General features: G+C 63.7%; 21 protein-coding genes. 13 read left to right on the top strand and 8 right to left on the bottom strand.

What is annotated here, in order from left to right; translation table 11 throughout:
* Positions 1-94 precede the first annotated feature (94 nt).
* Genes MOP87_RS18385 through MOP87_RS18375 form a run of 3 tightly spaced genes read right to left on the bottom strand, consistent with a single transcriptional unit; the run spans position 95 to position 2,649 of the window.
* Positions 95-1,360 (bottom strand): ABC transporter permease, encoded by a 1,266-nt coding sequence (locus tag MOP87_RS18385; protein WP_145280805.1) that lies wholly within the window; start codon positions 1,358-1,360, stop codon positions 95-97.
* Positions 1,360-2,070: an ABC transporter ATP-binding protein gene (locus MOP87_RS18380; protein WP_028687669.1), complete on the bottom strand. Its 711-nt coding sequence runs from the start codon at positions 2,068-2,070 to the stop codon at positions 1,360-1,362. The genes MOP87_RS18385 and MOP87_RS18380 overlap by 1 nt, the downstream gene beginning before the upstream one ends.
* Positions 2,071-2,649 (bottom strand): DUF2796 domain-containing protein, encoded by a 579-nt coding sequence (locus tag MOP87_RS18375; protein ID WP_027915122.1) that lies wholly within the window; start codon positions 2,647-2,649, stop codon positions 2,071-2,073.
* Between the two features lie 127 nt (positions 2,650-2,776).
* Here MOP87_RS18375 and MOP87_RS18370 point away from each other — a divergent pair, with 127 nt between their 5' ends.
* Positions 2,777-3,136, top strand: a complete 360-nt coding sequence (locus MOP87_RS18370) for a hypothetical protein (RefSeq protein ID WP_128610097.1) — start codon at positions 2,777-2,779, stop codon at positions 3,134-3,136.
* Positions 3,137-3,336: 200 nt separating this feature from the next.
* On the opposite strand, the gene trxA is transcribed toward MOP87_RS18370, so the two are convergent.
* From trxA to MOP87_RS18355, 3 genes are read right to left on the bottom strand one after another with little or no spacing between them, the layout of a single operon-like run.
* On the bottom strand, positions 3,337-4,209 hold the full coding sequence (gene trxA, locus MOP87_RS18365; RefSeq protein WP_027915124.1) for a thioredoxin: 873 nt from the start codon (positions 4,207-4,209) through the stop codon (positions 3,337-3,339).
* Positions 4,210-4,240: 31 nt separating this feature from the next.
* Positions 4,241-4,900 (bottom strand): 50S ribosomal protein L11 methyltransferase, encoded by a 660-nt coding sequence (locus MOP87_RS18360; RefSeq protein ID WP_027915125.1) that lies wholly within the window; start codon positions 4,898-4,900, stop codon positions 4,241-4,243.
* On the bottom strand, positions 4,901-5,353 hold the full coding sequence (locus MOP87_RS18355) for a YbaY family lipoprotein (RefSeq protein WP_242809887.1): 453 nt from the start codon (positions 5,351-5,353) through the stop codon (positions 4,901-4,903).
* Between the two features lie 105 nt (positions 5,354-5,458).
* Between MOP87_RS18355 and nrdR the strand changes: the two genes are divergently transcribed.
* The 12 genes from nrdR to MOP87_RS18295 all read left to right on the top strand — a co-directional run bounded on the left by nrdR (position 5,459) and on the right by MOP87_RS18295 (position 14,170).
* Positions 5,459-5,923, top strand: a complete 465-nt coding sequence (nrdR, locus tag MOP87_RS18350; RefSeq protein ID WP_027915127.1) for a transcriptional regulator NrdR — start codon at positions 5,459-5,461, stop codon at positions 5,921-5,923.
* 2 nt (positions 5,924-5,925) lie between these two features.
* Complete coding sequence (gene ribD / locus MOP87_RS18345; protein ID WP_023535003.1) at positions 5,926-7,056, top strand: bifunctional diaminohydroxyphosphoribosylaminopyrimidine deaminase/5-amino-6-(5-phosphoribosylamino)uracil reductase RibD; 1,131 nt, start codon at positions 5,926-5,928, stop codon at positions 7,054-7,056.
* A gap of 40 nt (positions 7,057-7,096) precedes the next feature.
* Positions 7,097-7,762: a riboflavin synthase gene (locus MOP87_RS18340; RefSeq protein ID WP_023534964.1), complete on the top strand. Its 666-nt coding sequence runs from the start codon at positions 7,097-7,099 to the stop codon at positions 7,760-7,762.
* 18 nt (positions 7,763-7,780) lie between these two features.
* The gene (gene ribBA / locus MOP87_RS18335; RefSeq protein ID WP_242809886.1) at positions 7,781-8,872 is read left to right on the top strand and encodes a bifunctional 3,4-dihydroxy-2-butanone-4-phosphate synthase/GTP cyclohydrolase II; all 1,092 of its coding nucleotides are present in this window, start codon (positions 7,781-7,783) and stop codon (positions 8,870-8,872) included.
* Between the two features lie 92 nt (positions 8,873-8,964).
* Positions 8,965-9,441: a 6,7-dimethyl-8-ribityllumazine synthase gene (gene ribE, locus MOP87_RS18330; RefSeq protein WP_023534949.1), complete on the top strand. Its 477-nt coding sequence runs from the start codon at positions 8,965-8,967 to the stop codon at positions 9,439-9,441.
* A complete protein-coding gene (gene nusB, locus MOP87_RS18325; protein ID WP_027915130.1) occupies positions 9,438-9,938 on the top strand; it encodes a transcription antitermination factor NusB in 501 nt (166 codons plus the stop codon). Before ribE ends, nusB begins: the two co-directional genes overlap by 4 nt.
* A gap of 18 nt (positions 9,939-9,956) precedes the next feature.
* Positions 9,957-10,931: a thiamine-phosphate kinase gene (thiL, locus tag MOP87_RS18320; protein ID WP_110607349.1), complete on the top strand. Its 975-nt coding sequence runs from the start codon at positions 9,957-9,959 to the stop codon at positions 10,929-10,931.
* Positions 10,928-11,431, top strand: coding sequence for a phosphatidylglycerophosphatase A (locus MOP87_RS18315; protein WP_023535011.1), 504 nt, complete (start codon positions 10,928-10,930; stop codon positions 11,429-11,431). Before thiL ends, MOP87_RS18315 begins: the two co-directional genes overlap by 4 nt.
* Positions 11,432-11,444: 13 nt before the next feature.
* Positions 11,445-12,185 (top strand): transporter substrate-binding domain-containing protein, encoded by a 741-nt coding sequence (locus tag MOP87_RS18310; protein WP_027915132.1) that lies wholly within the window; start codon positions 11,445-11,447, stop codon positions 12,183-12,185.
* A 133-nt stretch (positions 12,186-12,318) separates the two neighbouring features.
* Positions 12,319-12,936, top strand: coding sequence for a GTP cyclohydrolase II (ribA, locus tag MOP87_RS18305; RefSeq protein WP_023534989.1), 618 nt, complete (start codon positions 12,319-12,321; stop codon positions 12,934-12,936).
* Positions 12,933-13,352 carry a hypothetical protein gene (locus MOP87_RS18300; protein WP_027915133.1) on the top strand — a complete coding sequence of 140 codons (420 nt, stop codon included), beginning with the start codon at positions 12,933-12,935 and terminating at the stop codon, positions 13,350-13,352. Before ribA ends, MOP87_RS18300 begins: the two co-directional genes overlap by 4 nt.
* On the top strand, positions 13,352-14,170 hold the full coding sequence (locus MOP87_RS18295) for a cobalamin-binding protein (RefSeq protein WP_242809885.1): 819 nt from the start codon (positions 13,352-13,354) through the stop codon (positions 14,168-14,170). Before MOP87_RS18300 ends, MOP87_RS18295 begins: the two co-directional genes overlap by 1 nt.
* Here the strand turns inward: MOP87_RS18295 and MOP87_RS18290 are convergent.
* Entirely contained in the window at positions 14,142-16,013 is a 1,872-nt protein-coding gene (locus tag MOP87_RS18290) for a TonB-dependent receptor (RefSeq protein ID WP_242809884.1), read from the bottom strand. The two genes, MOP87_RS18295 and MOP87_RS18290, sit on opposite strands and share 29 nt — an antisense overlap.
* A gap of 176 nt (positions 16,014-16,189) precedes the next feature.
* On the bottom strand, positions 16,190-18,085 hold the full coding sequence (dxs, locus tag MOP87_RS18285; RefSeq protein ID WP_242809883.1) for a 1-deoxy-D-xylulose-5-phosphate synthase: 1,896 nt from the start codon (positions 18,083-18,085) through the stop codon (positions 16,190-16,192).
* Positions 18,086-18,088: the final 3 nt, after the last annotated feature.

Below are 18,088 nucleotides of genomic sequence, written 5' to 3'. Positions count from 1 at the left end.
TTGACAGGCCGGCGCCAAAACGGCCAGTCCATGCGCTTGCTAGCGCGTCGCGAGCCACGAAGCAGGCGGTGAGAAATCGCATCATCACAGGCTCTCAAAGGTGGATCGACAAGCCATCTGCCAACGACTGTCGATAGGCTCGCCATGCCGGAACGCTGCCCATCAACAGCGCTGCGCCAAGGATGATAGCCAGCAACGACCATTCATGCGTGCTGGGCCAGGCCAGTGGCAGGTACAAGCCATAGTTGGCCTGCACGTAACCCTGGGCCAGGGCGATACCGGCGTACAGCAGGCCAAGCCCGGCAACGATCCCGGCAGTTGCCAGTGCCAGGGCCTCAAGCACTAGCAGCCCGGCGATGTGCCATGGCCGTGCACCGACCGAGCGCAGGATCGCCATTTCCCGGCGGCGCTCGTTCAGGCTGGTGAGGATCGCCGTGAGCATGCCAATCAGGCCAGTGAGCACGACGAACAGCGACACCACGAACAGGGCCTGTTCGGCAGTGCCCATCAGGCTCCACAACTCCTGCAACGCCACCCCTGGCAAAATCGCCAACAGCGGCTCGTTCCGGTACTCATTGATTTCGCGCTGCAGGCTGAAGGTGGCGATCTTGTTGTTCAAACCCAACATGAACGCCGTGATCGCAGCGGGTTGCAGGTCCATGCCACGCGCCTGTTCTGCACTGATGCGTCCCGCACCTCGGGCCGGCACGCCGTTGTGCCAGTCGATATGGATGGCCTCCATGCCGGCCAGGCTGATGTGCAAGGTGCGGTCAACCGGCGTGCCGGTGCGCTTGAGTACACCGACCACGGTAAAGGGTTTGTCGTCGTGCTTGACCAGGCTGATCGCCGCCACGCCATGGGCCAGCACCAGTTTGTCGCCCAGCTTGTAGTGCAAGGCATCGGCAACCTCTGCACCCAGTACCACCTCGAAAGGATCGTCGGCAAATTCCCGGCCCTGGCGCAATGCCAGGTGCTGCTTGCGCCCGTACTGATAGTGGTCGAAATAGGCGCCGGTGGTGCCCATCACCCGGTAGCCGCGGTGCGAGTCGCCCAAGGAGATGGGGATCGCCCACTTCACCCGTGGGTCCTGGGCGTAGTGCTGGTAGCTGTCCCAGCGGATGTTGTTGGTGGCATTGCCGATGCGAAACACCGAGTACAGCAACAGGTTCACCGAGCCTGACCGCGCCCCGACAATCAGGTCAGTACCACTGATGGTGCTGGCAAAGCTGGCGCGGGCTTCGGTGCGCACCCGCTCGACAGCCAGCAGCAGGCACACCGACAAGGCGATGGCGAACGCGGTGAGAAAGGCGGTGAAGCGGCGGTTGGCCAGGCTGGCCAAGGCAAGACGAAGCAGGTACATCATGCCTCCCGGGGTTTGGCGGCGCGATTGAGCTCGGCCAGGGACAGGTGACGGTCGAACAACGGGGCCAGGCTTTGGTCATGACTGACGAACAGCAAGCTCGAGCCTGCCGCGCGGCATTCGTTGAACAGCAAGGCGATGAACGCTTCGCGGGTATCGGCATCCAGCGCTGATGTGGGCTCATCGGCGATCACCAGCTCGGGCTGGCCGATCAAAGCGCGGGCAGCGGCGACGCGCTGCTGCTGGCCGATCGACAGGCTGTCGGCCCGCCGCGCCAGCAACTGCCGATCGCCCAGGCCCAGATGGGCGAGCAATTCGCTGGCGGCCTGGTCGACGCTACCGTGGCGCTCGATGGCACGCTGGGCGCGGCTGCGGGAGAAACGACAGGGCAGCTCGACATTTTCCCGTACCGAGAGAAACGGCAGCAGGTTGAATTGCTGGAAGATGTATCCGGTGTGGTCCACACGGAAACGGTCACGGGCACCTTGGCCGAGTAAGGCCAGGTCCTGCCCAAGCAGTTGGATTCGCCCACGGGCTGGCCGGTTGACCCCGCCGAGCAAGCCCAGCAGGGTGGTCTTGCCACTGCCGCTGGGGCCCTTGAGAAACACGGCTTCACCGGCTTGCAGGTCAAAGGCGGGGATATCCAGCAACGGCGGTTGCCCCGGCCAGGCGAACTCCACGCCTTGCAGGTGGATCAGCGGCTGGTTCATTCAGAGTGTGACCACGGCCTTGGTTGGCGCGGTTTCCACTCCCTTCTGGCCGTTCGGGCCGATCAATTGCACATTGATTTTCTGCGTGGCGGGGAAGGCCTTGAACAGCGGCGACAGGTCGATCTGGGTGAGCTTTTCAGGCGCTGCGCAGGTGAATTGGTAATGGGCGTTGATGTCGCTGTGGACGTGGCCTTTCTCGTGCTCGTCGCCATCGTCGTCAGCCTTGGCCGCATCCCCGAACAGTGGGCTTTGCAGTTCTTGCTGGTCTGGCGTGCAACCAGCGGCCGCCGTCAGGGCGAACAACTTCAGGGGCTGTTCCAATTGCTGACGCACGGCGGCTACCTTGGCCTTGTCGGCATCGCTGCTGGCCATGTGCTCGAAGCCGACCAGGTTCATCGCCGGGCTGTCCAGCTCAAGCTCCAGGGTTTTGCCGTCGAGCACGGCATTGAGCTTGGCCACACCATGCTCATGGGCGGCAAGCGTGCCATGGCCGTGATCATGCTCATGTTCATCGTGGGCATGGGCCATCATGGCCAGGGGCAAGCAGGCGAAGGGCAGGGCTAGCAGCAGACGACGCATGGATGACTCCAGGAGCAGGTCAATAGGAGTGGTTATGTTATAACGATTGTTTGGCGGGCCGCCAGCCTCGTGGCTCAGGTTTCATGTTGCGGTAGCATGGCGACAATGACTTGAGTGAGGACCTACAGTGAGAATTCGTGGAACGATCGGTGAGTGGCCGGTGGACTTGACCATTGAGCTTGATCCCCAGGAATGGGCGCAGTTGGCGCGGCCAACCGAACAACTCCCCGCTTCGACACCCCAGCCAGCTGCCGCGATGCCTCCCGCAGCGACGAAGGATGACGGGCCATGGCGGGTAGCCTGCGAGTTGTTGCGCACGGCTGGCCGTATGGAGGGGCCAGAGCTGCTTGAGCAACTGCAGGGCGTCACGGGGGACTTTGGCGCAGCCAAGCGGTTGCTGGTGCGGTTGCGGCACCATGGGCAGGTACGGGTGTTCAGTGAGGGCGAAACGCCGATGTATGTATGGCAGACCGACGAAAAGGCGTAGATGACCTTCAAAGGCGTGACAGGTGTACCTGTGGCCGGCTCGCGGGTCATGGATGAACAGCCCAGGCAACGGGTGCTGTGCAGTCATCGTCAAGCTGTAGCCCTCATCAGCCTCCAGCCATTCTTAGCCCTCGGCGAAGCCTGAGCAAGGGCATGAGCAAGGCGGCGTGCCTCACTCGTGCCCTTCACGCCTGATAAGCGTCAGTACATCGCAGCGAACAGCTTACGGCGATACGTACCCACCAGCGGATGGGCACTGCCGAGCAACTCGAACACCTGCAGCAATGCCTTGTGCGGTAGCCCATTTTCGTAACCGCGATTGCGCTGGAACAACTTGAGCAGGCTTTCAAGCGCGGGCTCGTACTGCTGGCGTGCCAGCTGCTGGATGCACAGTTGGTACGTGGCCTCGTCATCTTGTGGGTTCTGTGCCAGACGGCTTTTCAGGTCTGCAACCTCCGGCAGGCTGGCGGCCTGGCGCAGGAAAGTCAGTTGCGCCTTGGCGCCGGCCAGGGCGGCCTTATGGTCCTCGGTCTTGACCGCGTCTAGCACCACCTGGGCCTCGCCCAGCTCACCGCGCTCGGCCAGGCAGCGGGCGTACAGGATCAGGCCTTCGGCGTTGCTATTGTCTTCTGCAAGCAATTGCTGCAGCACCGCTTCGGCTTCGCCAAAACGGCTTTCGGCGAACAGCGCCTGAGCCTGTTCCAGCGGCGAGGCGGTGGGTGGCGCCGGCAGTTGCACATGTGGCTCGAGCATGGTGCGGATCGCCGATTCCGGCTGAGCACCGGCAAAACCGTCGACCGGCTGGCCATCCTTGAACAGCACCACGGTTGGCAGACTGCGGATGCCGAATTGCGCCACGACCTGTTGCTCGACGTCGCAGTTGATCTTGGCCAGCAGCAGTTCGCCCTGGTACTCCTCGGCAATTTTTGCCAGAAGCGGCATCAGCGCTTTGCAAGGCGCGCACCATTCGGCCCAGAAATCGACCAGCACTGGCTTGTGGAATGAATTCTCGATCACCAGCTGCTGGAAGGTGGCATCGGTGGCATCGAAGATATAGGGGGTGTCCTGGGTCATCGCGACTCTCGCAAATCCGTGAATGGCACCACTATAAAGGCTCGCGGCTGGCGTGGTACAGGCTGACCCGGCGGAATTCGTGCGGCTCGGCCAAGTCCGGCAGGGTCAAGGCGTCGAGCACCCCAAGTGGTCGGTACAACGGGTGGCTGAAGTCCCGTACGCGAGAGTCGGCCACCAGTGCCTGTCGGCCCCGGTCGAGGAAGGTATCGAGCAGCGGCAGGTTGGCGCGGTCGTAGAGCACATCGGCCACCAGGATCAGGTCGAAACGGTCATCCTCGGCAAAAAAGTCGCTGCTGTAGCCCAGTTCCACCTGGTTCAAGGCGGCGTTGGCACGGCAGGCGTCCAAGGCCAGCGGATCAAGGTCGCAGGCCACGACCTCCAGCGCACCTGCACGGGCAGCGGCGATGCCGGCGATACCGGAACCGGCGCCAAAATCGAGCACCCGCTTGCCGGCTACCCACTCCCGGTGCTCGGCCAGGTAGCGCGCCATGGCCAGGCCACTGGCCCAGCAGAAGCTCCAGTACGGCGGATCTTCGAGAATGCGCCGGGTTTCTTCGCTGCTAAAAGCGCGGTCCATGTTCTGATCATCGATCAGCCATAATTTCAACGCACAGTCAGGCAGGTCGCTGATCACCAGCCGTGCCTCGCCAATCAGGCCGCTCAAGGCCTGTTGCAACGCCACTGGCGCCACTTACGGTGCCTTTTCGAACTGCAGCGGGCCGGTGGCCTGGGTCTGTGCCTGGGTGATGCGCAGCGGCGGCAAGTGCATGATCAACTGGCCTGAGCGGCTGGCTCGTCCACGCAGCTCTACCCTGGCGCCGGCCGGAAATGCCTCGGGGTTGAAACGCAGCTGGTAGGGCAGGGCCTGGCCGGTACCCGGCAAGGTGCTACTGGCCAGCAGCTGTTGCGGCCTGTCGCGGTCATCGATCACCAGCAGGGCAAGTTCTACCTCTGCGCCGGCGGGGATGCCCAGCAACGTGCCGCTCAGCTCACGCTGATAGGCCGGCAAGGGGCCAAGCGGCTGGGTCTTTTTGGACACTTTGGCGGGCGCCGGAGCAGGCGGTTGTTCGGTCTTGGGCTGGTCACTGCCGCAGGCGGTGAGCAGGGCGGCGCAGCACAGCACGGCAAGCGCTCGAAGTGGCATGGGGTAGTCCTTCAGGGGCAGAATTGCATGGATGTTAACCCCTTTGGCTTGTCTTGCCAGTGGGATGCGCTACCATGGCCCTCCCTTTTTTTGTTGCCTGCCACCATGCACTGTCCCTTTTGCGGTGCCAACGACACCAAGGTCATCGACTCGCGCCTGGTCGCCGAGGGCGAGCAAGTGCGGCGCCGTCGCGAATGCGTCGCCTGCGGCGAGCGCTTCACCACCTTCGAGACCGCCGAGCTGGTACTGCCCCGGCTGATCAAACAGGACGGTACTCGCCAGCCCTTCGACGAAGACAAGTTGCGGGCCGGCATGCAGCGTGCGCTGGAAAAACGCCCTGTCAGTGTCGAGCGCCTCGAGGCCGCCCTGGCCCACATCAAGAGTCGGCTGCGCGCCACCGGCGAGCGCGAGGTCAAGTCGCTGGTGGTGGGCGAGCTGGTGATGGGCGAGTTGCGCAAACTCGATGAAGTCGCCTACATCCGCTTCGCCTCGGTTTATCGGCGCTTCCAGGACCTTGACGAATTCCGCGAAGAAATCGACCGCCTGGCCCGTGAGCCGGCCAAAGAGTGAGCATGCAAACCCCCGCAGCTGTGCTTGACGCCCATTACATGGCCCGTGCCCTTGAGTTAGCGCGCAAGGGGCTCTACACCACCCACCCCAACCCGCGTGTGGGTTGCGTCATCGTCCGTGATGGCGAGGTGGTGGGCGAGGGCTGGCATGTGCGCGCCGGGGAGCCCCATGCCGAGGTGCATGCGCTTGCCCAGGCAGGCGAGCGTGCGCGGGGCGGCTGTGCCTATGTCACCCTCGAACCCTGCAGCCACCATGGCCGTACGCCGCCGTGTGCCGAAGCCTTGGTCAAGGCCGGTGTGGCGCGCGTAGTGGCCGCCATGCAGGACCCCAATCCCCAGGTGGCTGGGCGGGGCCTGCAGCGACTTGCCCAGGCCGGTATCGACGTGGCCAGCGGGGTGCTCGAAGAGCAGGCGCGGGCACTCAACCCCGGGTTCCTCAAGCGCATGGAACAGGGGTTGCCGTTCGTGCGCGCCAAGCTGGCCATGAGCCTGGATGGTCGTACCGCCATGGCCAGCGGCGAAAGCCAGTGGATCACCGGCCCTGCGGCGCGTTCTGCCGTGCAGCGTCTGCGCGCGCGCTCCAGCGTGGTGCTGACCAGTGCAAGCAGCGTACTGGCTGACGGTGCCCGCATGACGGTGCGTGGCGCCGAGTTGGGCCTGGACGCCGAAACCACCGCGCTTGCCCTGAGCCGGGCACCGCTGCGGGTGCTGGTCGATGGCCGTTTGCGCTTGCCCTTGCAGGCGCCCTTCTTCCAGGCCGGCCCCGCGCTGGTGGTGACCGCCGTCGCAGATGACCCTCGTTATGCCGCTGCCGGCCATGAACTGCTCAGCCTGCCGGGCGACAATGGCCATGTGGACCTGCGTGCCCTGCTTCAAGCTCTGGCCGCCCGTGGCGTCAACGAAATCCTGCTGGAAGCCGGCGCCGGCCTGGTCGGGGCCTTCGCCCAGCAAGGCCTTGTCGACGAGTACCAGCTGTTCATGGCAGGCACCTTCCTGGGCTCAAGCGCACGCCCACTGCTGGACTGGCCACTGAACCGCATGAGCGAGGCACCGCGGCTGAAGATCACCGACATGCGCGCAGTAGGCGATGACTGGCGGGTCACAGCCGTACCGCTGCCTGCGCCCGGCGTATAATGCGCGGCTTGCCCCGCGCACACCGTTTTGAGGAAGACCCATGTTCACCGGCATCATCGAATCCATCGGCACTATCCGCAGTCTGACGCCCAAAGGTGGCGACGTGCGCGTGCACGTCGACACCGGCAAGCTTGACCTGGGTGACGTCAAGCTCGGCGACAGCATCGCCGTCAATGGCGTTTGCCTGACGGCGGTGGAATTGCCTGGCAACGGCTTCTGGGCCGATGTGAGCGTGGAGACCCTCAAGCGCACGGCTTTCGTCGACTTGAAAAGTGGCAGCAAGGTCAACCTTGAAAAAGCGCTGACGCCAACCACCCGGCTGGGGGGACACCTGGTCAGCGGTCACGTCGACGGTGTCGGCGAAATCATCTCGCGCAGCGATAACGCCCGCGCCATCCAGTTTCGCGTGCGTGCGCCGCGAGAACTGGCCAAGTACATCGCCCACAAGGGTTCGATTACCGTCGATGGCACCAGCCTGACGGTCAACGAGGTCAATGGCGCCGAATTCGAGCTGACCATCGTCCCGCACACCCTGTCCGAAACCATCATGGCCGACTACCGCGCAGGGCGTCGGGTAAACCTTGAGGTCGACCTGCTGGCCCGTTACCTGGAGCGCTTGCTGCTGGGCGACAAGGCGGCCGAGCCGAGCAAGGGCAGTGGCATCACCGAAAGTTTCCTGGCCGCCAACGGCTTCTTGAAATCCTGATTGAGAAGGGGGTGCCGCGTGGCGCTCAACAGCATCGAAGAACTGGTCGAAGACATCCGCCAGGGCAAAATGGTCATCCTGATGGATGACGAAGACCGTGAGAACGAAGGCGATATCATCATGGCAGCCGAATGCTGCCAGCCCGAGCACATCAACTTCATGGCCAAGCACGCCCGTGGCCTGATCTGCATGCCGATGACCCGCGAACGTTGCGAAACCCTCAAGCTGCCCCTGATGGCGCCGCGCAATGGTTCAGGCTTCGGCACCAAGTTCACCGTTTCGATCGAGGCTGCCGAGGGTGTCACCACCGGCATTTCCGCCGCCGACCGTGCCCGCACCGTGCAAGCGGCTGCCGCCAAGGACGCCAAGGCCGAAGACATCGTCAGCCCTGGGCACATCTTCCCGCTCATGGCTCAGCCAGGCGGTACGCTGGCTCGCGCCGGGCACACCGAGGCAGCCTGCGACCTGGCACGCATGGCCGGGTTCGAGCCCAGCGGCGTGATCTGCGAGGTGATGAACGACGACGGCACCATGTCGCGCCGCGCCGAACTGGAAGTGTTCGCTGCCGAGCACGGCCTGAAGATCGGCACCATCGCCGATCTCATTCACTACCGCATGATCCACGAGCGCACCGTGCAGCGGGTTTCCGAGCAGTCGGTGGAAAGCGAGCTGGGCGAGTTCAACCTGGTCACCTACCGCGATGCGGTTGAAGGTGACGTGCACATGGCCTTGACCCTGGGCGCCATCTGCGCCGAAGAGCCCACCCTGGTGCGCGTGCACAACATGGACCCGCTGCGCGACCTGCTGCTGGTCAAGCAGCCGGGTCGCTGGAGCCTGCGCGCCGCCATGGCCGCCGTGGCCGAAGCCGGAAGCGGTGTGGTGCTGCTGCTGGGGCACCCGCTCGATGGCGATGTGCTGCTTGCGCATATTCGCGAAAGTGCAGGCGATGCACCGGCCAAGACCCCGACCACCTACAGCACCGTGGGTGCCGGTTCGCAGATCCTGCGTGACCTCGGCGTGCGCAAGATGCGCCTGCTGAGTTCGCCGATGAAGTTCAATGCGATATCCGGATTCGACCTGGAAGTTGTAGAATACGTGCCCTCCGAGTGACTTGAGGCGGCAATGACGCCCTGCAGCTCGAGTCCATACCCCTGTCGAGGCCGCCAGCAAGCGGCCTTGCGTTTGAAGATGAGAATATCGCAATGACCCTGAAGACCATCGAAGGTACCTTCATTGCCCCCAAAGGTCGCTATGCTTTGGTGGTTGGCCGCTTCAACAGCTTCGTCGTCGAAAGCCTGGTAAGTGGTGCCGTTGATGCCCTGGTACGCCATGGTGTCAGCGAAAACGACATCACCATCATCCGTGCGCCTGGTGCGTTCGAGATTCCGCTGGTTGCCCAGAAGGTCGCCCAGCAAGGTGCTTACGACGCGATCATCGCGCTGGGCGCTGTAATCCGTGGCGGCACCCCGCACTTTGAATACGTGGCGGGCGAGTGCACCAAGGGCCTGGCTCAGGTGTCCATGGAGTTCGGTGTTCCTGTGGCGTTCGGCGTACTGACCGTCGACTCCATCGAACAGGCCATCGAACGTTCCGGCACCAAGGCCGGCAACAAAGGTGCAGAAGCTGCCCTGTCTGCCCTGGAAATGGTAAGCCTGCTGGCGCAGTTGGAGGCCAAGTGATTAGCGACGAAAGCGATCGTTTCAACCCGCGCGATCCCAAGCCTGCGGATGCCGGCAAGCCATCGAAAAGCGCCAAACGCCGTGAAGCCCGCAAGCTCGCGACCCAGGCACTGTATCAATGGCACATGGCGCATCATTCGTTGAACGAGATCGAAGCGCAGTTTCGGGTCGATAACGATTTTGCAGATGTCGACGGCGCCTACTTCCGTGAAATCCTGCATGGCGTTCCGGCCATCAAGGGCGAAATCGACGGTGCGCTCGAGCCCTGCCTGGACCTGAGCCTTGACGAACTCGACCCGGTCGAACTGGCCGTGTTGCGTCTGTCCACCTGGGAGTTCATCAAGCGCATCGACGTGCCTTACCGCGTTGTGATCAACGAAGGCGTCGAGCTGGCCAAGGTCTTCGGCGCCACCGACGGTCACAAGTTCGTCAACGGCGTGCTCGACAAACTGGCACCGACGCTGCGCGAAGCCGAAGTCAAGGCGAACAAGCGCTGATTGCGGCGCAGCCTGGCCATGGGTGAGTTCGAGCTGATCAACCATTACTTCGCCTCCGCGCACTGTGCAGTGCACGGCGAGGGCGAAGGGGTGGCGCTGGGCATCGGTGACGACTGTGCTCTGCTGGATCTGCCTCCCGGTGAGCAGTTGGCCGTCTCGACCGATACTCTGGTAGCTGGGGTGCATTTCCCTGCCGTCTGCGACCCGAAGCTGCTGGGTCAGCGCTGCCTGGCAGTCGCCGTCAGTGACCTGGCCGCCATGGGCGCTACCGCGATCGGTTTCACGCTGGCCCTCACCCTGCCTGACGTCAGCCACGCGTGGTTGGAGGAATACTCGGCAGGGTTGAGCCGCATGGCTCACCGTTGCCGCATGAGCCTGATTGGCGGGGACACGACCCGGGGTCCGCTGAGCATCACCGTGACGGTCTTCGGCCGTGTGCCGGCCGGGCAGGCATTACGCCGCACTGGCGCCCAGCCGGGCGACCTGCTGTATGTCGGTGGCGTGCTGGGCAAGGCCGCTGGCGCCTTGCCTCTGGTGCTCGGGGAGCGCCAGGCGCCGCCGGACGTGGCAGAGCCGCTGCTGGCCCACTATTGGGCGCCCATGCCGCAGCTCACCCTCGGTGCCTTGCTCAGAGGGCACGCCACGGCGGCACTGGATATTTCCGATGGGTTGCTGGCCGATTGCGGTCATATCGCCAAGGCCTCTGGCGTGGCGCTCGAGGTGAACCTGGCGCAGGTGCCAGTGTCCCCCGAAGTGGAGGCGTTCCTGGGCCGCGAGGCAGCCGTGCAGGCAGCGCTCGCCGGTGGCGACGACTACATACTGGCGTTCACGGCACCTCCGGACGCCTTGACGCACCTTGCGCACTTTGGCTTCATCCAGGTCTACCCCATTGGCCGCGTGCTGCAAGGGCAGGGCGTGTCCCTGCGCGATGCGCACGGTCAGGACATCACGCCTCGGCAGCGGGGCTATCAACACTTTAGGGAGATACCGTGACCGACCACCCCAATCAGGTGCCTGCGGAGTTCGTTCCGCCATCGGTCTGGCGCAACCCTTGGCACTTCATCGCGTTCGGGTTCGGCTCCGGCACCTTGCCCAAAGCGCCCGGCACCTGGGGCTCGCTGGTGGCGATACCCTTCATTCCGCTCTGGCAGATGCTGCCCGATTGGGGGTACTGGCTGGTACTGGGGATCACCATGCTGTTCGGCTTCTGGCTGTGCGGCAAGGTGGCCAATGACTTGCGCGTGCATGACCACGAAGGCATCGTCTGGGACGAAATGGTCGGCATGTGGATCACGCTGTGGTTGGTGCCCGATGGCTGGCAGTGGCTGTTGGCGGGTTTTTTGATGTTCCGTTTCTTCGACATCCTCAAGCCTTGGCCCATTCGCTGGATCGATCGTCACGTGCATGGCGGCGTCGGCATCATGCTCGATGACGTGCTGGCCGGCGTCTTCGCCTGGTTGGGCATGCAGGTTCTGGTATGGGCTGTCGCGTAGAACGGGGGCTGCCATGGTGCTGAAGGGTATGCTACTGGCATTGTTGATGGCCGCTGCCCCATGGGCGGCTGCCGGCGACAGCCAGCCTGGCCAGATTCGCCTGGTCAGCGAGGAGTGGGCCGACTACACCAACGCAGATGGCACCGGTGTGGCCTGGGACGTGATGCGCAAGGTGTTCCAGCCCGCAGGGATCGAGGTCGTGCCGCAGAGTGCGCCGTATAGCCGTGCCATTGGCCTGGTCAAACGTGGCGAGGCTGACGCCTGGGTTGGCTCGTACAAGGACGAAAGTGAAGACAACCTCTACCCTCGCTGGCATTTCGACGTCGACCATATCTACGCCCTGGGGCTTGCCAGCAAGCCGGCCCCTACACTGGCAACCATAGGCGACTATCGCCTGGCTTGGGTGCGTGGCTATGCCTATGGCAAATACCTGCCCCGCGTGCGGGAGTACCGTGAAATCCAGCGACGCGAAGGCATTCTGCCCATGCTGGAGCATGACCGGGTGGACTTCTATGTCGACGCCATGACCGAAGTGGACTACGTCATCGGGCAAAGCTCGCAACCCGATCGATTCCGGCGCACCCATGTGGTCGAGCTGCCCATGTACCTGGCGTTTGCCCGCAGTGAGCGGGGTGAGGCACTGCGTGATGTGTTCGACAAACGCATGGCCGAACTGGTGCGCAGCGGCGAACTCAAGCCGATATTCGAACGTTGGAAACAGCCGTATCCTTTCGATGCCAGTACCAAACCGTAGCGCGTGGTACATGCCCGCAACCGCTACGCATCGAGGTTTTCGATAATAACCGGCGGTATACTGCGGGAGCACTGCCTGTAAGCTGCTGATACAATCGGTCCATTGAAATTCCCACTTATCCCAGGAGCACAACGTGCCCGTCGTCTTTGTTGCCGCCTCTAAACTCCCGACGCCTTTCGCGACTTTCACCATGCACGGCTTTCTGGATGAAGCCACTGGCCGCGAGCATGTGGTGCTCAGCCTGGGTGATATCGCCGATGGGCAGCCGGTACTGGGGCGCCTGCATTCCGAATGCTTGACCGGCGATGCCTTGTTCAGTCAACGCTGTGATTGCGGGTCGCAACTCGAAGCTGCCCTCCAGGCGATCGCCCGAGAAGGTCGTGGCGTGCTGCTTTACCTGCGCCAGGAAGGCCGTGGCATTGGCCTGCTGAACAAGATCCGCGCCTACGAACTGCAGGACGGAGGGGCGGACACGGTCGAAGCCAACGAGCGCCTCGGGTTTGCTGCGGATCAGCGCGACTATGCCATCTGCCTGCCGATGCTCGAGCACCTGGGTGTCAAGGCGTTGCGCTTGATGACCAACAACCCGCGCAAGGTCAAGGCCTTGACCGACATGGATATCGTGGTGGCCGAGCGTGTGCCGCTACACACCGGGCACAACCCGCACAACAGCCATTACCTGGCAACCAAGGCCGGCAAGCTGGGCCACATGCTGGGCAATGAACACCAGGGCGAGGTGCCCCAGGCGTGACCCGCGCCGAGGTCAAGCGGCGCCTCGCCCTGGCTTGGTGGCAGTACCTGGCGGTGGGGCTTGTGCCGCTGCCGGTCATGGCCTGGGCCTTTGGCGGTGGCGAGGCGATGATTCCCATGTTGGCCATGCCGCTGTTCATCGCTGGCGCAGCCACGTTGTTTCTCACCTTGCCGCGCTTCGGTGCCTACAAGCGCGCGCTGATTGCCACCTCCAAGGCGCTCGGTACCGAAGCCGAGCCTGCTGCGTGGATCGAACTGGCTCGCGTGCGGCGCCTGGCCATGACCTATGCCTGCTTCCCCGCCTGGGTAGCCGCCGTGTCGGTACTGGTGGGCCTGGAAACCGTCCCACAGGTGCTACTGGCCTTGTCCACCGTGGTCTTGCTCTACTTGTACCGTCTGCCGTCTCAGCTTGGCTGATGCGCCGGCTCATAGCGGGGCTGGCGCTACTGGCCTGCAGCCTGGCGAGCGCTGGGCCACTACGCGTCGTCAGCCTGGCACCGTCGTTGACGGAAATCATGCTCGAACTGCAGGCAGGCGACCTGCTGGTGGGGGTGCTCGATGGGGGTGAACGGCCACCGGCGTTGCGAGCGTTGCCCTCGGTGGGGCGCTATGGCCAGCTGGACATGGAGCGTTTGCTCAGTCTGCGCCCTGATCTGCTGCTGCTGTGGCCGGGCAGTGTACCGCCCGCGCAGCGCGACCAGCTCAAACGTCTGGGCATCCCTGCCTTCAGCGCAGAGCCCCACAGCATCGAGCAGTTGATTGGCCAGATCGAAGAAATCGCTGAACACGTAGGCCACGCTGACCAAGGCCGCCGCTACGCTCGCGCCCTGCGTGCACGATTGAAAACACTGCGCCAGCAGTACCGTCGCGACAGGCCCCTGCAGGTCTTCTACCAGGTCTGGGATCGCCCCTTGTACACCTTGGGTGGTCAGCAAGTGATCAGCGATGCACTGGCCGTCTGTGGTGCGCGTAATGTCTTTGCGGATTTGAACCCGGCAGCGCCCCAGGTGAGCGTAGAGTCGGTCATTGCGCGCGACCCCGACATCATCCTGGCCGCCGATGTGCAACAGTTGGCCAGTTGGAAGGCCTGGCCGACGCTGCGCGCGGTGGCGCAAGACGGGTTACTGGTGGTGCCGGACAACGGCATCGAGCGCCCCAGTGGGCAGATGATCGAAGCGACGGCTCGCCTGTGCGAACTGCTGGCCGCTAGAGCGCCGGTGCCCACGTCACGCTGAACAACAGCGTGCGCCCTTCTTCCTGGTAGGCATGGGGGCTGCCCTCGTAGCTGTACAGGGCGCGGCTGTAGCCACGGTCGAACAGGTTGTCCAGCTTCGCCTCCACGGTCAGCGCCTCGGTGGCTGCCCAACTGCCGCGCAGGCCCAGCAACCCATATCCACCCAAACGGTTGCGGTTGGCTTCATCATCGTAGCTGCTGCTGACAGCCTGTACGCTCGCACCGATGCCGAAGGGTCCCACACGGCGGTCCAGGTCCAGGCTCAGGGTGCGGCGTGCCCGTCGGGCCAATGTATGGCCACTGTCGCGGTCACGTGGGTCGATCATTGCCAGGCCCAGCTGGCTGCTCCATTCGCCCCACTGTTGGGCCAGGGCCAGCTCTACGCCGTCGACGCGCGCCGAGGCCACGTTGCGGGGAATGGCGTCCTGACCGAACACGATCGCATCGCGCAGGTCGGTGCGGTACAGGGAAGCCTCCAGGCGGGTGTCGGTAGACAGCTGGCTGCGCCACTGCACTTCATAGGTCCTGGCGTGCTCGGGGTCAAGGTCAGGGTTGCTGAACTGCGGGTAATACAGGTCGTTGAACGTCGGGGCCCGGAAGCCTTCGCTGTAGGACAGCACCACATCATTGCGATCATCGAGCGCAACGCTCACGCTGCCACTCCAGGTGGTGTGAGTGCCGAACTGCTCGTTGCGGTCCTGGCGTACGCCCGCTTCGGTGGAGAACAGCGGGCCTTGATAGCGGTGCTGAAGAAACACCGCCCGGTTCCAGCGGCTGTCCTTCTCGAAGTCGGTACTGGCGTGCACGCGGTCCTGATACCAGTCGGCGCCGGCGAGCAGGCTGTGCTGATCGTTCAGGGCCAGGTCGTTCTGCCAGGTCATCTGGTCGCGGTAGGTGTTGAACACAAAGCGTTCTGAGCTCAACGTGTCGCGCTTGTCGTCACGGTTTTCGCTGTGCGCCACCTCCATCCGCGTGTGCCAGTTGTCGCTGAGCTGGGCGTCGAGGTAACTGCCCAGGCTGGCGACGGTGAAGTCGGTGTACGGCTGTTGGCCGACGCTTTGGAAGGTGACAGGGTCGAAGCCGCCGAATGGATTGTCGTATTGACTGCGGCCCTGACTGTGCAGCAGGTTCAGGCCGACTTCGATGCGCTCGCCGAGCGTCTGGCTCAGGCTGAAGTTGAGCGATTTGTTGCGGTAAGCGTCATGGTCGGCGTCACTGCTGAACGACGGTCCGGTTGAATCGATGCCTGCCGTTTCGTCCAGGCTTGCGCCCAGGTTGAAGCGCGTTGAGCCATCGGCGCCCGACACACCCAGGCTGCGCTGGAAGGTTTTTCGGCTACCGGCAGCCAGGCGCACGCGCGGGTGCAGGCCGTCACCGAGGCTCCGTCGGGTGAACACTTGGATGACCCCGCCAATGGCATCGCTGCCATATACCGCCGACCGAGAGCCGCGAAGCACTTCGACACGCTCGATCTGGTCGACGTTGAGAAACTGCAGGCCGCTGTCGCCTGAGGTCGCGTTGGCGATGCGTACACCATCGACCAGCACCAGCGTTTGCGCGGTCTTGGTGCCGCGAATGAAAAGGCCTGGCAAGCTGCCGCGCCCGCCGGTCGGTGCCACTTGCACGCCCGGCACGCGGCTGAGCAGGTCCATGACGCTACTCGGTTGCAGGCGGTCGATATCGGCCCGGGTAAACACGGTGTTCGCAGCACTGGTGGCGGTGCGCGATTCGACCTGGCGGCTGGCGCTGATGAGCACGTCAGACAGTTTCAGGGCGTCATCTCGTTCGGACGCCAGCAAGGGCAGAGGGAGGCAAAGCAGGGTGGCAAGGGTCGGGTTTTTCACGGGCGGTACATATCTGCGAAGTCTGCGCACTCCAACACAGCGGAGCCCAGCGCAGAAAGGCCCTTGCCCTCAGAGTCGCCATGAACGAAAAAGAAGCCGGCAATCACAGACCGCGTTGGGTAAATGACTGCCTGCTCGTTTGGCTGAGCACCCGGGCTGCAGCGCAGCCCTGCACATCAAAGCCCCAGCTTGACCATGCGGGCCTTGACACTAGCTTCGATGCCCGCTGCATCCAGCCCACACTCTGCCAGCATCTGCGCGGGCTTGGCATGCTCCACATAAAGGTCCGGCAAGCCCAGGTGCAGCAACGGCTTGACCACCGCCTCCCTGGCCAGGCACTCGCCTACGGCAGCACCGGCGCCGCCCATGATGGCATTTTCTTCGAGGGTCACCAGCAGTTCGTGGCTACCTGCCATTTCCAGCACCAGGGCATCATCCAGCGGCTTGACGAAGCGCATGTCGACGACCGTGGCGTTGATCTGTTCGGCTACTTGCAGGGCTTCGGCCAGCTGCACGCCAAAGACCAGCAGCGCGACCTTTTCACCCCGGCGACGCACCACGCCCTTGCCAATCTCCAGCGGTTCCAAGCCCTCGTCGACAGCAGCGCCAGGGCCTGTACCGCGCGGATAGCGCACGGCAGCCGGGCCGTTGTAGAGGTGGCCCGTGCTGAGCATCTGGCGCAACTCGCTTTCGTCGCTGGGGGTCATCACCAGCATGCCAGGGATGCAGCGCAGGTAGGACAGGTCATAGCTACCGGCATGGGTCGGGCCATCTTCACCCACCAGACCGGCGCGGTCGATGGCGAACAGCACGTCCAGGTTCTGCACGGCCACGTCATGAATCAACTGGTCATAGGCCCTCTGCAGGAAGGTCGAGTAGATAGCCACTACCGGTTTGCTACCTTCGCAAGCCATGCCCGCCGCGAGCGTGACGGCATGCTGTTCGGCAATCGCCACGTCGAAATAGCGTTCAGGGTAGCGTTCGCTGAACGCCACCAGGTCGGAGCCTTCCTTCATGGCCGGCGTAATGCCCACCAGGCGATCGTCGGCAGCGGCCATGTCGCAGAGCCACTGGCCGAACACGGCGGAATATTTCGGTCCGCTGGCCTGTTTCGGCGCAACCGGCTTGTCCACAGGCTCGAGCTTGGTAATGGCGTGGTAGCCGATCGGGTCGATCTCGGCCGGGGCGAACCCCTTGCCCTTTTTAGTCACCACGTGCAGGAACTGCGGGCCCTTCAGGTCGCGCATGTTGCGCAGGGTGGCGATCATCGTGGGCAGGTCGTGACCATCGATGGGGCCGATGTAGTTCCAGCCCAGCTCTTCGAACAGCGTGCCGGGTACCAGCATGCCCTTGGCATATTCTTCGGTACGCCGCGCTATTTCCCACGCACCTGGCAGGCGCGACAGCACTTTCTTGCTGCCTTCGCGCATGCTGGAGTAGGTGCGGCTGGAGAGGATCTTGGCCAGGTAGTTGGACAAGCCCCCCACATTGCGCGAGATCGACATGTCGTTGTCGTTGAGGATCACCAGCATGTCGGCGTTGACTTCCTGGGCGTGGTTCAACGCCTCGAACGCCATGCCTGCGGTGAGTGCGCCGTCGCCGATGACCGCAATCGACTTACGAGCGCTGTTTTGCAGGCGCGCCGCGATGGCCATGCCAAGGGCTGCGCTGATCGATGTGCTGGAGTGACCGACGCCGAAGGTGTCGTACACGCTTTCGCTGCGGCGCGGGAAGGCGGCTACGCCGTCCTTCTGGCGAAGGCTGAGCATGCGGTTGCGGCGCCCGGTCAGAATCTTGTGCGGGTAGGCCTGGTGGCCCACGTCCCATACCAACCGGTCATCGGGGGTATCGAAGACGTAGTGCAGGGCGATGGTCAGCTCGATGACGCCCAGGCCGGCACCGAAGTGCCCACCGGTCTGGCCCACGGTATACAGAAGTTCCTGGCGCAACTCGTCGGCCAGGGTCTCCAGGTCGGCTTCGGCCAGACGGCGCAAGCCATCTGGCGTGTCAGCGCGGTCGAGCAGCGGCGTGACCGGGCGTTCGCGGGGGATCTCTTGAAACGTCGTGGGCATCAG

This window comes from Pseudomonas sp. I3-I5 (assembly GCF_022699445.1).
Classification (GTDB): Bacteria; Pseudomonadota; Gammaproteobacteria; order Pseudomonadales; family Pseudomonadaceae; genus Aquipseudomonas; species Aquipseudomonas fulva.
The sequence above is the reverse complement of the archived record's forward strand: the minus strand, read 5'-3'. Positions and strand labels throughout refer to the sequence as shown.